Source organism: Streptomyces sp. NPDC092369 (genome assembly GCF_044755245.1).
GTDB lineage: Bacteria > Actinomycetota > Actinomycetes > Streptomycetales > Streptomycetaceae > Streptomyces.
In genome coordinates this window covers 1-16,413 of sequence record NZ_JBIVQP010000003.1, presented here as the reverse complement: position 1 = coordinate 16,413, position 16,413 = coordinate 1, and the positions used below count along the sequence as shown (strand labels likewise).

At 70.2% G+C, this 16,413-nt stretch carries 11 protein-coding genes and 4 pseudogenes; 10 read left to right on the top strand and 5 right to left on the bottom strand.

Annotation, left to right across the window (positions count from 1 at the left end):
* Nucleotides 1–26: 26 nt before the first annotated feature.
* The 3 genes and pseudogenes from ACIQI8_RS17060 to ACIQI8_RS17050 all read right to left on the bottom strand — a co-directional run bounded on the left by ACIQI8_RS17060 (nucleotide 27) and on the right by ACIQI8_RS17050 (nucleotide 4,876).
* Nucleotides 27–3,263, bottom strand: coding sequence for an AAA family ATPase (locus tag ACIQI8_RS17060; protein WP_402353951.1), 3,237 nt, complete (start codon nucleotides 3,261–3,263; stop codon nucleotides 27–29).
* Between the two features lie 678 nt (nucleotides 3,264–3,941).
* A pseudogene (locus ACIQI8_RS17055) lies at nucleotides 3,942–4,070 on the bottom strand (SCO5717 family growth-regulating ATPase); the annotation flags it as partial.
* Nucleotides 4,071–4,582: 512 nt separating this feature from the next.
* Complete coding sequence (locus ACIQI8_RS17050; RefSeq protein ID WP_402350568.1) at nucleotides 4,583–4,876, bottom strand: DUF397 domain-containing protein; 294 nt, start codon at nucleotides 4,874–4,876, stop codon at nucleotides 4,583–4,585.
* 218 nt (nucleotides 4,877–5,094) lie between these two features.
* Between ACIQI8_RS17050 and rpsO the strand changes: the two genes are divergently transcribed.
* The 5 genes from rpsO (at nucleotide 5,095) to ACIQI8_RS17025 (ending at nucleotide 10,528) form a co-directional block, all read left to right on the top strand.
* Nucleotides 5,095–5,382: a 30S ribosomal protein S15 gene (gene rpsO / locus ACIQI8_RS17045; RefSeq protein WP_073494901.1), complete on the top strand. Its 288-nt coding sequence runs from the start codon at nucleotides 5,095–5,097 to the stop codon at nucleotides 5,380–5,382.
* 313 nt (nucleotides 5,383–5,695) lie between these two features.
* The gene (locus ACIQI8_RS17040; protein WP_402350565.1) at nucleotides 5,696–7,912 is read left to right on the top strand and encodes a polyribonucleotide nucleotidyltransferase; all 2,217 of its coding nucleotides are present in this window, start codon (nucleotides 5,696–5,698) and stop codon (nucleotides 7,910–7,912) included.
* On the top strand, nucleotides 7,909–9,288 hold the full coding sequence (locus ACIQI8_RS17035; protein ID WP_402350562.1) for a M16 family metallopeptidase: 1,380 nt from the start codon (nucleotides 7,909–7,911) through the stop codon (nucleotides 9,286–9,288). The genes ACIQI8_RS17040 and ACIQI8_RS17035 overlap by 4 nt, the downstream gene beginning before the upstream one ends.
* Before the next feature lie 26 nt (nucleotides 9,289–9,314).
* Nucleotides 9,315–10,067 carry a 4-hydroxy-tetrahydrodipicolinate reductase gene (gene dapB / locus ACIQI8_RS17030; RefSeq protein ID WP_402350559.1) on the top strand — a complete coding sequence of 251 codons (753 nt, stop codon included), beginning with the start codon at nucleotides 9,315–9,317 and terminating at the stop codon, nucleotides 10,065–10,067.
* Nucleotides 10,068–10,075: 8 nt separating this feature from the next.
* Nucleotides 10,076–10,528, top strand: a complete 453-nt coding sequence (locus ACIQI8_RS17025) for a hypothetical protein (protein ID WP_402350556.1) — start codon at nucleotides 10,076–10,078, stop codon at nucleotides 10,526–10,528.
* 97 nt (nucleotides 10,529–10,625) lie between these two features.
* On the opposite strand, the gene ACIQI8_RS17020 is transcribed toward ACIQI8_RS17025, so the two are convergent.
* Both ACIQI8_RS17020 and ACIQI8_RS17015 read right to left on the bottom strand, forming a co-directional pair.
* Complete coding sequence (locus tag ACIQI8_RS17020) at nucleotides 10,626–11,180, bottom strand: PH domain-containing protein (RefSeq protein ID WP_402350553.1); 555 nt, start codon at nucleotides 11,178–11,180, stop codon at nucleotides 10,626–10,628.
* 90 nt (nucleotides 11,181–11,270) lie between these two features.
* Nucleotides 11,271–11,507 carry a hypothetical protein gene (locus tag ACIQI8_RS17015; RefSeq protein ID WP_402350550.1) on the bottom strand — a complete coding sequence of 79 codons (237 nt, stop codon included), beginning with the start codon at nucleotides 11,505–11,507 and terminating at the stop codon, nucleotides 11,271–11,273.
* A gap of 200 nt (nucleotides 11,508–11,707) precedes the next feature.
* Here ACIQI8_RS17015 and ACIQI8_RS17010 point away from each other — a divergent pair.
* The 5 genes and pseudogenes from ACIQI8_RS17010 to ACIQI8_RS16990 form a co-directional block, all read left to right on the top strand.
* A pseudogene (locus ACIQI8_RS17010) lies at nucleotides 11,708–11,998 on the top strand (FAD-dependent thymidylate synthase); the annotation flags it as partial.
* Nucleotides 11,978–12,904, top strand: a pseudogene (locus tag ACIQI8_RS17005) (HNH endonuclease); the annotation flags it as partial. The pseudogenes ACIQI8_RS17010 and ACIQI8_RS17005, both read left to right, overlap by 21 nt.
* 3 nt (nucleotides 12,905–12,907) lie before the next feature.
* Nucleotides 12,908–13,357 (top strand): annotated as a pseudogene (gene thyX / locus ACIQI8_RS17000) (FAD-dependent thymidylate synthase); the annotation flags it as partial.
* 193 nt (nucleotides 13,358–13,550) lie between these two features.
* On the top strand, nucleotides 13,551–14,450 hold the full coding sequence (gene dapA, locus ACIQI8_RS16995) for a 4-hydroxy-tetrahydrodipicolinate synthase (protein ID WP_402350547.1): 900 nt from the start codon (nucleotides 13,551–13,553) through the stop codon (nucleotides 14,448–14,450).
* A 128-nt stretch (nucleotides 14,451–14,578) separates the two neighbouring features.
* On the top strand, nucleotides 14,579–16,264 hold the full coding sequence (locus ACIQI8_RS16990) for a ribonuclease J (protein ID WP_402350544.1): 1,686 nt from the start codon (nucleotides 14,579–14,581) through the stop codon (nucleotides 16,262–16,264).
* Nucleotides 16,265–16,413: the final 149 nt, after the last annotated feature.

The following is a 16,413-nucleotide window of genomic DNA, read 5'->3' as shown; positions in this document are numbered from 1 at the left end:
GCCGCCCTTCGGCCGTTCGCGCTCGCCTACTGCTGCGGCGGGGGCGGAACCTGCCCGTCCGGCTGCTGCGGGTAGCCGTAACCGGCCTGCGGATACGGCTGTCCGGGCTGGGGCGGGTAGGGCTGCCCCGGCTGGGCGTACGGCTGACCGGGCTGCGGCGGCTGGGGCTGCTGCTGTTGCGGCGGGTACGGGCCCGGCTGGGCGGGAGCCTGCGGCCGGCCGGGGTGGACGGGAGGCTGCTGCTGCCCGGGGTGGGGCGGCTGGCCCTGCTGCGGATACGGCTGCTGCCCCGGAACCTGCTGGTACTGCTGTCCCGGCATCGGCGGGGCCGCGACCGGCGGCGGGTTCCCGTCGCTCGTCCAAAGGCCGTGCGCCTGCTGGTGGCGTACGAAGTCCTCGGCGACCATCGCCGCGAGGTTGAAGTACGACTCGCGCACCTTGGGCCGCATCATGTCGAGGTCGACCTCGGCACCGGCGGCGAGATGCTCGTCGAAGGGCACGACCACGACACCGCGGCAGCGCGTCTCGAAGTGCCTGACGATGTCGTCGACGTTGATCATCTTGCCGGTCTCGCGCACACCGGAGATGACGGTGAGGGAGCGCGAGACAAGGTCCGCGTACCCGTGCGCGGACAGCCAGTCCAGCGTCGTACTGGCGCTGCTCGCCCCGTCCACCGACGGCGTCGAGATGATGATGAGCTGGTCGGCGAGGTCGAGCACACCGCGCATGGCGCTGTAGAGCAGACCCGTGCCCGAGTCGGTGAGGATGACCGGGTACTGCCTGCCCAGCACGTCGATCGCGCGCCGGTAGTCCTCGTCGTTGAACGTGGTCGACACGGCCGGGTCGACGTCGTTGGCGATGATCTCCAGACCGGACGAGGCCTGGGACGTGAACCGCCTGATGTCCATATAGGAGTTGAGGTACGGGATCGCCTGGACGAGGTCACGGATGGTGGCCCCGGTCTCCCGGCGCACACGGCGGCCGAGCGTGCCGGCGTCCGGGTTGGCATCGATCGCGAGGATCTTGTCCTGCCGCTCGGTGGCGAGCGTCGAACCGAGCGCGGTGGTGGTCGTGGTCTTGCCGACCCCGCCCTTGAGGCTGATGACGGCGATCCGGTAGCAGGACAGCACGGGCGTCCGGATCAGCTCCAACTTCCGCTGCCGTTCGGCCTCTTCCTTCTTCCCGCCGATCTTGAACCGCGACGGCGCGGCTCCGGGCCGACCGCTCTTCGCCTTCTGCTTCTTGTTGTTGAGCAGCCGATCGGACGACAGCTCCACGGCGGCGGTGTAACCCAGCGGCGCGGCCCCGGGGTTGGTCATCTGCCGCTGATCGTGCTGGATCGGTTGCGGCCAGGACGTGCCGGTGCGGGGGTCGACGGGCGGTTGCTGGGGTTGCGGCGCGTGGGCCTGCGGAGGCTGCGGCGCGTGCGGGTCCTGGGGAGCGGGCTGGGCGGCTTGCGGGGGCTGAGGGGCGTGCGGGGCCTGGGGGTTGGGCTGCGGCTGGGCCTGCGGCGGGACGCCCAGGTGGGGCTGGCCCTGGGCGGCGGGCTGCTGCGGGAAGCCGTAACCGCCAGGAGGGTGTGGGGTGTTGGGAGTGTTGGGCACCGGGGGCTGGGGGAAGCCGTAACCGTTCGGCGGAGGTGCGTCGGCGGCCGGGGCCTGCGGTGCTGAGGGGGCCTGGGGCGCAGTGGGCGCAGGCGCGGGCGGGGCGGCCGCTGTGTTGGGAGCCGGCGGCTGCGGGAATCCGTAGCCGGCGGGGGGCGCGTCCGCAGGGGGCTGCGGTGCTGCGGGCGTCTGCGCGGGCGCTCCGGGGTGCGGGAAGCCGTAACCGTTCGGGGGTGCGTCGGCCGAGGCCTGCGGTGCGGTGGGCGCAGGCGCGGGCGGGGCGGCCGCTGTGTTGGGAGCCGGCGGTTGCGGGAATCCGTAGCCGGCGGGGGGCGCGTCGGTAGGGGGCTGCGGTGCTGCGGGCGCCTGCGCGGGCGCTCCGGGGTGCGGGAAGCCGTAACCGTTCGGGGGTGCGTCGGCCGAGGCCTGCGGTGCGGTGGGGGCAGGCGCGGGCGGGGCGGCTGCTGTGTTGGGAGCCGGCGGCTGGGGGAATCCGTAGCCGGCGGGGGGCGCGTCCGCGGGGGCCTGCGGTGCGGTGGCGGCCGGTGCGGGTGGCGTGTTGGGGCCGGCCGGCGGTTGCGGGAAGCCGTAGCCGTTCGGCGGAGGTACGTCGGCCGGGGTCTGCGGTGCCGCGGGGGCGCCGGGGTTCGGGAAGCCGTAGCCGCCAGGGGTGTTGGGCGGGGTCGGCTGTTGGGCCGGGGGCTGCTGCGGAGGCTGGTTCCAGGCCGCCGGGGCGGGCTGCGGGGCCTGCGGCTGGAACGGCGGCACGGGCGGCTGGGCCTGCGCGGCGGCCGGCTCCGGCTGCACGGGCGCGACCTGCTCCGGCTGCTGCGGCCGGCCCTGGGGCTGCGCGGGCCAATGGGCCGCCGGTGCGGGCGCGGCCAGTTGGTACGACGGCGGCAATGGCGGCAACCCGCTCTGCGGCGCCGGCGGGGGAGTCCAGACGGGCGGCCCGGTGGGCGGAGCGTCCTGCGGCTCTGGCTCCGCTGGCTCTGCCTGGGGAGCGTCGGCCTGCGGCTCCTCGTCCCGGGCGTGGTCCTGCGGCTCGTTGTTCTGGGGGGTGGCGTCTGCGCGTGCGGCTTCTTCTTCGTCTGCAACGCTCTCGTCAACGAGGTCTTCGCCTACGACGTCCTCGGTCACCGAGTCTGCGGCCACCGCGTCCTCGGTCTCCGCATCGCCAGTCACTGAGCCCGACGGCTCGGCGTCGGCAGGCGCGGTGTCCTGAGGTTCGACCTCCTCCGGCTCGACCTCGGTCTCCGTGGCAGCCTCGGGCTCGGTCTCCGGAGCGACCTCGGTCTCGACCTCGCCCTTCGCGTCCGGAGCGACCTCCGCGTCCACTTCGGGCTCGGCTGCGGCCTCCGCCTCGGTCTCCGCCCCGGCGTCAGCCGCCTCCGCTCCCTCCGGCTCAACCGCCGAAGGCTCCGCGACCTCGGGCTCGTCCTGTCCGTCGCTCGCAACGACCTCACCGGCACCCTCCGCCTCCTCGGCGGTGGCGGCGGCAGCGGCGCGCTCCTCGAAGTCCCGCTTCAGGGCGACAGGCGAGATGCGCATGGTCGCGCCGCTCTCCAGATCGCCGTTCCCGGGCTCGTCCCCGGAATCCGAGGCCACGTCCGAAGGACCCACGAGCGGCTGGACCCCGATGACGGGAACGTTCGGCACGGCCGTCGGAGAAGAGACGTCCGCGACCGGAACCGGAGTTGCCGCGGAAGCCGGCCCCGGCGCCTGCTGCAACCCTTGCTGCGACCCCTGCGGCTCGAACCCGCTCCCCGCCGGAAGCCTGGGCACCGACCCCGGCCCGCCGACCACCGGCGAGGCCGGAGTGACGGGCGGCGCGAACGGAGCCCCCGGCACAGGTGCGGGCGGCGCGGGGGGAGTGAAGGCACCCCCGGGCGCGGGCGCGGGAGGCGCCGGCGGCGTGAAGGGGGCCCCGGGCGCAGGCACAGGCGGCGCGGGCGGCGTGAACGGAGCCCCTGGAGCCGGAGCCGGAGAGGGCGCAGGAATGGAGGTCGGACCGCCGGAGGCACCCGGCTTGGGCGGCTGCGGCAGCGAATGAGCAGGCGGAGTCAGCCCTGGCAGCGCGGAGAAGTCCGCAGGAGAGAGTCCAACGGCCGGCGCACCGGAGTCCGCCCCCCGTCCAGGTACTTGCCCGGGTACTTGCCCAGGCACCTGCCCGGACCCCTGACCAGGAACCTGCCCCGGCCCATGACCGGGACCCTGCCCCTGCGCAGCTCCCTGCGCCTCCTGCGACCCCGAACCCGATCCGGCCCCTGAACTCGATCCCGCCCCTGAGCTCGATCCGGACCCTGAGCCCGATCCGGACCCCCCGGACGCGTTCTGCGTGTACCAGGCGGGCGGCGCGTAATCGATGGTGAACTCGCCTGTCGTCTCGACAGAGGACTCCGCGTCGGGCTGGTCATCGCCGGGTGTGGCCCAGCCCCCGCGGTTCCCGTCCCGATCGCTGCTCACAATTCCTCCTGGTGTGGTCGAGCACCCTCATGCCGTGCGGGGGCGACCATTTCGTGTCGTCCTTACGTTGTCCGAGGTAGTCCGATCCACCGGCTCTCCCCCTGGGACACCACCGCCCGGTCCACGGGTTCCGGTGACGCGCCCTCTCCCAGCCTAATCACCAGGGGCCCCACCTCGGCAGGCCCGTCCACCCCTGAGCGCCTTCCCGGTGCGTCACAACCAGCCCAGAAGTGCCGTACCGAGCCGCCGTATTGGTGAACAAACCGGGCACGATCCGCAAACGTGCCGGACAGGAATCGACACCGCGGTGCCTGCGCTTACACCCGAAGAGGCGTTCCCTGCAAGGGTGTTGAGGAAACGCCGTCCACCCCAGGGCCGAGCGCTCCACCAGGCGGCGGGCACAGTGGGGGCCACTCCGACCAGCCCCCGACGGAATCTGACCGAAAAAAAGGGGGGGCGGCACGCGTGCGTGCCGCCCCCCTCCTTCTCGCGATCGCCTACGCGCGCGTGGTTCACTCCGCGGGCAGGCCCCCGTTGCGCGTCGTCGGCTCCAGGTCGAACTCGCCGTCCCGCGCGCCGAGCACGAAGGCCCGCCACTCCGCCTCCGTGTACCGCAGCACGGTGTCCGGGTCGAGCGAGGACCGCATGGCGACCGCCCCGTCGGGAAGGTCGGCGATCTCGACCCGCTCCTCGTGCTCCTCGGTACCGGGCGCACTGCGCCACTCGACGCCGGAGATGTCGAGCGCGTACAACTCGTCCCGCTCCCGCTCCTTGCGCGCCTTGATCTGCTCTTCCGTCTCCGCCATGCCGCAGCGACCCCTTCCCGACGTGATCCGTGTGCCAACCTTAGTGACCTGGTACGCCCGCCTTCCGGGGTTCGCGGAGCTGGTAAGGGCGCCCACCGGCTCCTGGTACCCTGAGTGACGGCCGTTTGTGTCACGGCCTTCCGCCTGACGAGTCACCGAAGCTCCCCCGAGACTTAGACCGGGGGCACTCGAAGGCACACAGACCATGAGGAGTACGCGTGTCGCTCGACGCCGCCACGAAGAAGCAGATCATCGGTGAGTTCGGCCAGAAGGAGGGCGACACCGGCTCCCCCGAGGTCCAGGTCGCCATGCTCTCGCGCCGCATCTCGGACCTGACCGAGCACCTCAAGACCCACAAGCACGACCACCACTCCCGTCGTGGTCTGCTGATCCTGGTCGGTCAGCGCCGCCGGCTGCTGCAGTACCTGGCCAAGAAGGACATCCAGCGCTTCCGTGCGCTGGTCGACCGCCTGGGCATCCGTCGCGGTGCGGCGGGCGCCAAGTAGTACGCCGTGAAGGGGGCGGTTCCCGAAGCGATCGGGGACCGCTCCCTTCGCCGTTTGTGCCGCCGTACGTGCGGAAACGTGCGGAGTGTCACACCCGCTTTGTAGTGTGGTAGCACAACGCAACAGCACGAGGAGAAGTGCACCTCGCCGCCGCCGGTCCTCGGTAGTGGCTCCCGGGCAATGCGAACCCGGGTGCTTCGATCGAAGACCGGCCCGCACCAGACGGAGCGCTTCTCCGCTCATGTCCCCCCGCCATACGGGCGGGTAGGGACAAAAGACGAAAAGCAGACGAAAAGTAACGGAGAAAACGCTAGTGGAGAACGAGACCCACTACGCCGAGGCCGTCATTGACAACGGTTCCTTCGGCACCCGCACCATCCGCTTCGAGACGGGGCGCCTGGCCAAGCAGGCCGCCGGCTCCGCCGTGGCGTACCTGGACGACGACACCATGGTGCTGTCGGCCACCACCGCCTCCAAGAACCCCAAGGACCAGCTCGACTTCTTCCCCCTCACGGTGGACGTCGAGGAGCGGATGTACGCCGCCGGCAAGATCCCCGGCAGCTTCTTCCGCCGCGAGGGCCGTCCCTCCGAGGACGCCATCCTCACCTGTCGCCTGATCGACCGCCCGCTGCGCCCGTCCTTCAAGAAGGGCCTTCGCAACGAGATCCAGGTCGTCGCCACGATCATGGCGCTCAACCCCGACCACCTGTACGACGTCGTCGCGATCAACGCGGCCTCCGCGTCCACGCAGCTGGCCGGTCTGCCCTTCTCCGGCCCGATCGGCGGCGTCCGCGTCGCGCTGATCAACGGCCAGTGGGTCGCCTTCCCGACGCACACCGAGCTCGAGGACGCCGTCTTCGACATGGTCGTCGCCGGTCGCGTCCTGGAGGACGGCGACGTCGCCATCATGATGGTCGAGGCCGAGGCCACCGAGAAGACCATCCAGCTGGTCGCCGGTGGCGCCGAGGCGCCCACCGAGGAGGTCGTCGCCTCCGGTCTGGACGCCGCGAAGCCCTTCATCAAGGTGCTCTGCAAGGCCCAGGCCGACCTCGCCGCCAAGGCCGCCAAGCCCACCGGCGAGTTCCCGGTGTTCCTCGACTACCAGGACGACGTCCTGGAGGCGCTCACCGCCGCCGTCAAGGACGAGCTCTCCCAGGCGCTCACCATCGCGGGCAAGCAGGACCGCGAGGCCGAGCTGGACCGCGTCAAGGGTCTCGCCGCCGAGAAGCTGCTCCCGCAGTTCGAAGGCCGCGAGAAGGAGATCTCCGCCGCGTACCGCTCGCTGACCAAGTCCCTGGTCCGTGAGCGCGTCATCAAGGACAAGGTCCGCATCGACGGCCGCGGCGTCACGGACATCCGTACGCTCGCCGCCGAGGTCGAGGCCATCCCGCGCGTGCACGGTTCCGCGCTGTTCGAGCGTGGCGAGACCCAGATCCTGGGCGTCACCACCCTGAACATGCTCCGGATGGAGCAGCAGCTGGACACCCTCTCCCCGGTGACCCGCAAGCGCTACATGCACAACTACAACTTCCCGCCGTACTCCGTCGGTGAGACCGGCCGCGTCGGCTCCCCCAAGCGGCGCGAGATCGGCCACGGAGCGCTCGCCGAGCGTGCCCTGGTCCCGGTCCTGCCGACGCGCGAGGAGTTCCCCTACGCGATCCGTCAGGTGTCCGAGGCCCTCGGCTCCAACGGTTCGACGTCCATGGGCTCGGTCTGCGCCTCCACCATGTCGCTGCTGAACGCCGGTGTGCCCCTCAAGGCCCCCGTCGCCGGTATCGCCATGGGCCTGATCTCCCAGGAGATCAACGGCGAGACGCACTACGTCGCCCTCACCGACATCCTCGGTGCGGAGGACGCCTTCGGTGACATGGACTTCAAGGTCGCCGGCACCAAGGAGTTCGTGACCGCCCTCCAGCTCGACACCAAGCTGGACGGCATCCCGGCCTCCGTCCTGGCCGCGGCCCTCAAGCAGGCCCGTGACGCCCGCCTCCACATCCTCGACGTGATGATGGAAGCGATCGACACGCCGGACGAGATGTCCCCCAACGCCCCGCGGATCATCACCGTCAAGATCCCCGTGGACAAGATCGGCGAGGTCATCGGCCCGAAGGGCAAGATGATCAACCAGATCCAGGAGGACACCGGCGCCGAGATCACGATCGAGGACGACGGCACCATCTACATCGGTGCCCAGGTCGGCTCGCAGGCCGAGGCCGCCCGCGCCACGATCAACGGCATCGCCAACCCGACCATGCCGGAGGTCGGCGAGCGCTACCTGGGTACGGTCGTCAAGACCACCACCTTCGGTGCGTTCGTGTCGCTGCTGCCGGGCAAGGACGGTCTGCTGCACATCTCGCAGATCCGCAAGCTCGCCGGCGGCAAGCGCGTGGAGAACGTCGAGGACGTGCTCGGTGTGGGCGCCAAGGTCCAGGTCGAGATCGCCGAGATCGACTCCCGCGGCAAGCTCTCCCTGATCCCCGTGATCGAGGGCGAAGCGGACGACGACAAGAAGGACGACACCGACCAGTGACGTCGAGCAGCTCCACGGCGACGGCCCGCACCTCCTCGGAGGCGCGGGCCGTCGCCCGTACCCAAACCGTCATCGAGGGCACCAACGGCATCGGCACGGTCCGCAAGACCACCCTCCCGGGCGGCCTGCGCATCGTCACCGAGACGCTGCCCTCGGTGCGCTCCGCCACCTTCGGCATCTGGGCGCACGTCGGCTCCCGTGACGAGACGCCGTCGCTGAACGGCGCCACGCACTACCTGGAGCACCTGCTCTTCAAGGGCACCTCCAAGCGCAGTGCGCTGGACATCTCCTCCGCCATCGACGCCGTCGGCGGCGAGATGAACGCGTTCACCGCCAAGGAGTACACGTGCTACTACGCGCGCGTGCTCGACACCGACCTCCCCCTCGCCATCGACGTGGTCTGCGACATGCTCACGGGCTCGCTGATCCGCGAGGACGACGTGAACGTCGAGCGGGGCGCGATCCTCGAAGAGATCGCCATGACCGAGGACGACCCGGGCGACTGTGTGCACGACCTGTTCGCACACACGATGTTCGGCGACAACCCCCTCGGCCGCCCGGTCCTCGGCACGGTCGACACGGTCAACGCTCTCACCGCCGACCGCATCCGCCGCTTCTACAAGAAGCACTACGACCCGACCCACCTGGTGGTGGCGGCCGCGGGCAACATCGACCACAACAAGGTCGTACGCCAGGTCCGCGCCGCCTTCGAGAAGTCGGGCGCCTTCAAGAACGCCGACGCCGCGCCCATCGCCCCGCGCGACGGCCGACGCACCCTGCGCACCGCGGGCCGCGTCGAGCTGATCGGCCGCAAGACCGAACAGGCGCACGTCGTCCTCGGCATGCCCGGACTGGCCCGCACGGACGACCGCCGCTGGGCGCTCGGGGTCCTCAACACGGCCCTGGGCGGCGGCATGTCCTCCCGCCTGTTCCAGGAGGTCCGGGAGAAGCGCGGCCTGGCGTACAGCGTGTACTCGTACACGTCCGGCTTCGCCGACTGCGGACTCTTCGGCGTCTACGCCGGCTGTCGGCCCTCGCAGGTCCATGACGTACTGAAGATCTGCCGTGACGAGCTCGACCAGGTCGCCGAGCACGGTCTGTCCGACGACGAGATCGACCGCGCCATCGGCCAGCTCCGGGGCTCCACGGTCCTGGGTCTGGAGGACACGGGCGCGCTCATGAACCGTATCGGCAAGAGCGAGCTGTGCTGGGGCGACCAGATGTCCGTCGACGACATGCTGGCCCGGATCGCTTCGGTCACCCCGGACGACGTCCGCGCGGTCGCCCGCGACATCCTGGGACAGCGGCCCTCGCTGTCGGTCATCGGGCCGCTGAAGGACAAACAGGCGTCCCGTCTGCAGGAAGCTGTCGCCTGACACCCCTCCGGTTAGGAAGCAAGAACATGAGCAAGCTGCGCGTGGCCGTCCTCGGTGCCAAGGGCCGGATCGGTGCGGAGGCGGTACGGGCCGTCGAGGCGGCCGAGGACATGGAGCTGGTCGCCGCCCTCGGCCGCGGCGACAAGCTGGAGACGCTGGCGGACACCGGCGCCCAGGTAGCGGTCGAACTGACCACCCCCGCTTCGGTGATGGGCAACCTCGACTTCTGCGTACGGCACGGCATCCACGCGGTCGTCGGCACCACCGGCTGGACCGACGACCGCCTCGCGCACCTCAGGGACCTGCTCGCCCAGTCCCCGGAGACCGGCGTGCTGATCGCGCCGAACTTCTCCATCGGCGCCGTCCTCACCATGAAGTTCGCGCAGATCGCCGCGCCGTACTTCGAGTCGGTCGAGGTCATCGAACTGCACCACCCGAACAAGGTCGACGCCCCCAGCGGCACCGCTGCCCGCACCGCCCAGCTCATCGCCGAGGCCCGCGCCAAGGCCGGCTCCGCGCCCGCGCCGGACGCCACGGTGACCGCCCTGGACGGCGCGCGCGGCGCCAGTGTGGACGGCGTCCCGGTGCACTCGATCCGCCTTCGGGGCCTCCTCGCCCACCAGGAGGTCCTGCTCGGCGGTGAGGGCGAGACGCTGACGATCCGCCACGACTCCCTTCACCACAGCAGCTTCATGCCGGGCATCCTGCTCGGCGCACGCCGCGTGGTGACCACGCCGGGCCTCACCTTCGGCCTGGAACACTTCCTGGACCTGGGCTGACCACCGCCATGCGAGCCAAGCTCACCTACGCCGTCACGGCCGCCGTCCTGGTCTTCTACTTCGTCCTGGTCGGCAGCCGCGGCGTCATGCTGATCCAGTCCGGCACACTCCTCACCGTCACCTTCGGCGTGGCGGTGCTGATCCTTCCGGTGATCGGCCTGTGGTTCCTGTGGAAGAACACCCAGTTCGTCCGCAGGGCCAACGCGCTGGCCGCCGAACTCGACGCCGAGGGCGGCCTGCCCGTCGACGAACTGGTGCGCACGCCCGGCGGCCGCATCGACCGCGACTCGGCCGACGAGGTCTTCGCCAAGCGCAGGGCCGAGACGGAGGCCGCCCCAGACGACTGGCGCAGCTGGTTCCGGCTGGCCGTCGCCTACCACGACGCCCGCGACACCCCGCGCGCCCGCAAGGCGATGCAGCGCGCGATCGCCCTCCACGACGGCAGGACCATCGAGGCCTGACCGCGCATTCGGCAGACGCCCGCGCTCCGGTACGCCGAAGGGGCCGCCCCGCACCAACTGCGGGCCAGCCCCTTCGACTTGCGTACAGGCGTGGGTGTCAGCTCCGCCGGTTCTCCGCGGCCCAGGCCTCGATGGTGTCCGCCGCACGGTCGAACGACCCCGTGCGCGCGAGGAAGTCGGCGTTGTGCGTCGTCAACAGCACCGGCGCGTCCTCCGGGCCGCGGTCCTTGCGTACGAGGACCAGTGCCTGCCCCTGCACGGTCCGGGGCAACCCGAGCCAGCGCACCGGCTGTTGGACCGTCCGCACGGCGACGACCCGGTCCCAGGGCGTGGTCCGCGTGCCGAAGAAGCCCACCCGGCGCACCCCGTGCGCGCTGACCCACACGCCCACGCGCAGCAGCCGCAGCGAACAGAGGATGACGGCGAGCGCGATCGCGAGGATCACGCCGGCGTCGGACGGCGACGTGGTGAGCGCCAGGATGACCGCGGAGAACAGCACGAACGAGGCGAGCAGCAGCCAGAGGGCCGCCATGCCGACGCGCCAGGGTCCGGGACGGTAGGGCCGCCGCCAGCGGTCGCGGTCGTCGAACGGCAGCGCGATGTCGTCCGCCGTCTCGAAGGTTCGGTCGGCCGTCAGGAAGGGCAGGGGCACGGCTGGTCCTCACTCAATCCATGCATGGGCTGTGCCCGGTGAGGTTATCCGGCTGTGTCCGCGCTCACCACCTGTGGGGTCCGGATGGAGTCAGCGCCCCTGGGAGGCCTGAGACTGCTGGGCCGGCGTGGAGGTGGGGGTGGACAGCGCCGGCATGCCGAGGATCAGCGAACCCGCTATCCCGGCGACGATCGTGAGCCCCAGCAGCCAGCGCCCGGCCCTCTGGCCGAGAGACGCCTTCTCCCGGGGCGGCGGGGCGACGTTGCTGCGGAAACTGTCGGCTTCGGCGAGGAAGGCGAACGGGACGGGTTCGCGCCGACTGAACATCAGAGGTACTTCTCCCTTCGGGGTCGAACGAATCACTGTCATCAGGTCAGACGAGCGAATGCCTCAAGAGGTGCCCGGTTTCACCGAATTCACAGAATTTCGCCGCCGTATGTCGCGACCCGCCACCGAACGCCCGTTGTCAGTCCCGGGCCGTAGAGTGGGCGCCGCCCGAGAGCAGAGACGGAAGGACCCCGCGAGCCGTGACCGACACCCCCACCGACGACCACAAGCCCAGCTTCCGCAGCGACGTCACCGTCGAGTTGGTCAAGCACACCGCGTCCGACGCGGACGTGCTGTTCGCCGCCCGTGTCTCGACCATCGGCGAGCAGTCGCTGGACGAGATGGGCAAGGACCCGGAGCGCTCCAAGGGCCTGATCAACTACCTGATGCGGGACCGGCACGGCAGCCCCTTCGAGCACAACTCGATGACCTTCTTCATCAGCGCCCCGATCTTCGTCTTCCGCGAGTTCATGCGACACCGGGTGGGCTGGTGCGTCGCCGGTGACACGGAGATCACCCTCGTGAGCGAGGCGGGGAATCTGCGCCGCCGCTCGATCGAGGATCTCTACAAGCTGTGGCATCTCGGAGTGGAGGACCGGCTGCCGCATTCGGCGGGGGGCGTCACCTGGCACGCCCCCGCGCAGAAGTGGCTGGCACAGGTCCGCCGAGGCGAGACCAACCACTATCTCGGGCTGTACGACAACCGTGAGGCGGCGGACTCCGCCGTCGCGGAATTCCGGGAGCAGAACCCGTCCACCCGCCTGCGCAAGCTTGAATCCGTGCGGCGGAACCACGTCCGCTGTTACGACGAGGAGTCACTGACCGCGCAGCGTGCTCCCATCCTCGACGTCATCCAGTCGGGCATCAAGCCACTGATCAAGATCACCACCTCAGGCGGCAAGGTCCTGCGTTCCACGGTCGATCATGCGGTCCTCACCCCGGACGGATGGCGGAAGGCCGGTGAACTCACGGTCGGCGACGCGGTGATGACCGCCGGCACGGCGCCTGGGCCTTCGGAAAGGCCCGTCCCGCCGAGCCTCCGCCGTGGTGTGGGGGTCTGGACCTCGATGCAACGCGACCGACTGATCGGCGAGACCGACAGCTGCCATCTCTGCGGAGAGTCCTTTCCCCGCGAGCAGCTCGCGCTCGATCATGTCGTTCCCGTCGCCGAGGACCTGACCCGAGCGCTCGACGAGCGGAATCTGGCGCCCGCCTGTGAGCCCTGCCATGCGGCCAAGAGCGCGTCTGAACAGAAGCTCGCGCGCCGCGGAGGAAAGATCGCCGTGGCCGTGCCGGACCCGGTCGTCTCGATCGAGGACGACGGCGAGGAGATGACGTACGACCTGACCGTGGAAGGCCCTTGGCACAACTTCCTTGCGAACGGCATCGTCGTCCACAACTCGTACAACGAGGAGTCCGGCCGCTACAGGGAGCTCCAGCCGGTCTTCTACGTCCCCGGAGAGGACCGCAAGCTCGTTCAGCAGGGACGACCGGGCAAGTACGAGTTCGTGGCGGGCACCGAGGCGCAGCAGGAGATCGTGGAGCGCTCGATGCAGGAGTCATACATCCAGGCGTACGAGCGCTACCAGGAGATGCTCGCCGCCGGAGTCGCCCGCGAGGTCGCCCGGGCCGTCCTCCCCGTAGGCCTCTTCTCCTCGATGTACGCCACCTGCAACGCCCGCTCGCTGATGCACTTCCTCGGCCTGCGCACCCAGCACGAGCTGGCCAAGGTGCCGTCCTTCCCGCAGCGGGAGATCGAGATGGTCGGCGAGAAGATGGAGCAGGAGTGGGCCAGGCTCATGCCGCTCACCCACGCCGCCTTCAACACCAACGGCCGTGTCGCCCCGTAACCCGGCACACATGTACGGATCAGCCGTGCGAAGTGTCCGTATTGCGGCATTTGGAGAAGTTCATCTAGCCTGATCAAACGGACCCGGTACTGCTTGAACCCCCGAGCAGGCAGTACCGGGCTCCTCCTTTGTCCGGACTTATCCCGCACCCCAAGGGCAGACCCCGCATTGAGCAGCGAGTAGCGTGTTACCCATGGCTCCGACCTCCACTCCGCAGACCCCCTTCGGGAGGGTCCTCACCGCCATGGTCACGCCCTTCACGGCGGACGGCGCGCTCGACCTCGACGGCGCACAGCGGCTCGCCACCCACCTGGTGGACGCAGGCAACGACGGCCTGATCATCAACGGCACCACCGGTGAGTCCCCGACCACCAGCGACGCGGAGAAAACGGACCTCGTACGAGCGGTACTGGAGGCGGTCGGCGACCGCGCCCACGTGGTGGCCGGCGTCGGCACCAACAACACCCACCACAGCATCGAGCTGGCCCGCACCGCCGAGAAGACCGGCGCACACGGCCTCCTCGTCGTCACCCCGTACTACAACAAGCCCCCGCAGGAGGGCCTGTACCGGCACTTCACCGCCGTCGCCGACGCCACCGAGCTGCCGGTCATGCTCTACGACATCCCCGGCCGAAGCGGTGTCCCCATCACCACGGAGACCCTGGTCCGGTTGGCCGAACACCCGAGGATCGTCGCCAACAAGGACGCCAAGGGCGACCTCGGCCGCGCGAGCTGGGCCATCTCCCGCGCGGACCTCGCCTGGTACTCAGGCGACGACATGCTGAACCTGCCGCTGCTCTCCGTGGGCGCGGTCGGCTTCGTCTCGGTCGTCGGCCACGTGGTCACACCCGACCTGCGCGCCCTCGTCGACGCCTTCGTCTCGGGCGACGTACAGAAGGCCACGGAGATCCACCAGAAGCTGCTCCCGGTCTACACGGGCATGTTCCGCACCCAGGGCGTCATGACCACGAAGGCCGCGCTCACCCTCCAGGGACTGCCCGCCGGACCCCTGCGCGCACCGATGGTCGAGTGCACTTCGGAAGAGATCGAGCAGCTCAAGATCGATCTTGCCGCCGGCGGGGTACAGCTCTGACACCAGACTTCACAACTGAATAAGCGGGCCACCGATGCCTGCAATCCACAATGACAACTGCTACACGCACGAACGTCACGCGCGCCACGTGCCCATCGGTACGTGGCGCGTGTGGTGAGGAGAGTCTTTTGAGTCATCCGCATCCTGAACTCGGCCCGCCCCCGCAGCTCCCCGAAGGTGGCCTACGGGTCACCCCACTCGGCGGCCTCGGCGAGATCGGCCGAAACATGACGGTCTTCGAGTACGGAGGCCGCCTACTGATCGTCGACTGCGGAGTGCTCTTCCCCGAGGAGGAGCAGCCCGGAATCGACCTGATCCTGCCGGACTTCACGTCCATCCGGGACCGCCTCGACGACATCGAGGGCATCGTCCTGACCCATGGACACGAGGACCACATCGGCGGTGTCCCCTTCCTCCTGCGGGAGAAGCCGGACATCCCGCTGATCGGCTCCAAGCTGACCCTCGCCCTCATCGAGGCCAAGCTCCAGGAGCACCGCATCCGCCCCTACACCCTTGAGGTGTCGGAGGGGAACCGCGAGCGCGTGGGCCCCTTCGACTGCGAGTTCGTCGCGGTCAACCACTCCATCCCGGACGCGCTGGCGGTCGCCATCCGCACGCCGGCCGGCATGGTCGTCCACACGGGCGACTTCAAGATGGACCAGCTCCCGCTGGACAACCGCCTCACGGACCTGCACGCGTTCGCCCGGCTCAGCGAGGAGGGCATCGACCTGCTCCTCGCCGACTCCACGAACGCCGAGGTCCCCGGCTTCGTCCCGCCCGAGCGCGAGATCTCGAACGTGCTGCGCCAGGTCTTCGGCAGCGCCCGCAAGCGGATCATCGTGGCCAGCTTCGCCAGCCACGTCCACCGCATCCAGCAGATCCTGGACGCGGCCCACGAGTACGGCCGCCGGGTCGCCTTCGTCGGCCGCTCGATGGTCCGCAACATGGGCATCGCCCGTGACCTCGGCTATCTCAAGGTCCCACCGGGCCTGGTCGTCGACGTCAAGACACTCGACGACCTCCCGGACAGCGAGGTGGTCCTGGTCTGCACGGGCTCCCAGGGCGAACCGATGGCGGCCCTGTCTCGCATGGCCAACCGGGACCACCAGATCCGGATCGTCGACGGCGACACCGTGATCCTGGCGTCCTCCCTGATCCCCGGCAACGAGAACGCGGTCTACCGCGTGATCAACGGCCTCACCCGCTGGGGCGCGAACGTCATCCACAAGGGCAACGCCAAGGTGCACGTCTCGGGCCACGCGTCCGCCGGCGAGCTCCTGTACTTCTACAACATCTGCCGGCCGAAGAACCTGATGCCGGTCCACGGCGAATGGCGCCACCTACGGGCCAACGCCGAACTGGGCGCCCTCACCGGCGTCCCGCACGACCGGATCGTCATCGCCGAGGACGGCGTGGTCGTCGACCTCATCGAGGGCAAGGCGAAGATCTCCGGCAAGGTCCAGGCGGGATACGTCTACGTCGACGGCCTCTCCGTCGGCGATGTCGGCGAGCCGGCCCTGAAGGACCGCAAGATCCTCGGCGACGAGGGCATCATCTCGGTCTTCGTGGTCATCGACTCCTCGACCGGCAAGATCACGGCGGGCCCGCACATCCAGGCCCGCGGTTCGGGCATCGACGACTCCGTCTTCGGCGAGGTGACTCCGAGGATCTCGGAGGTGCTGGAGCGGTCGGCCCAGGACGGCGTGGTGGAGCCGCACCAGATGCAGCAGCTCATCCGCCGCACGCTCGGCAAGTGGGTCTCCGACACCTATCGGCGCAGGCCGATGATCCTCCCGGTGGTGGTGGAGGTCTGATCGCGTACGACCCCTCGTACGCGTGACCTTGGAGCGGGGGGGGGGGGGGGGGGGGGCGGGCCCCCCCCCCCCCCCGGTGGGGGTCGGGGCGGGGCGCGGGCCCCCGCCCGCCCCTGGTGAGGGGGCGGGCCCCGCGGCGGGGGGGAGGG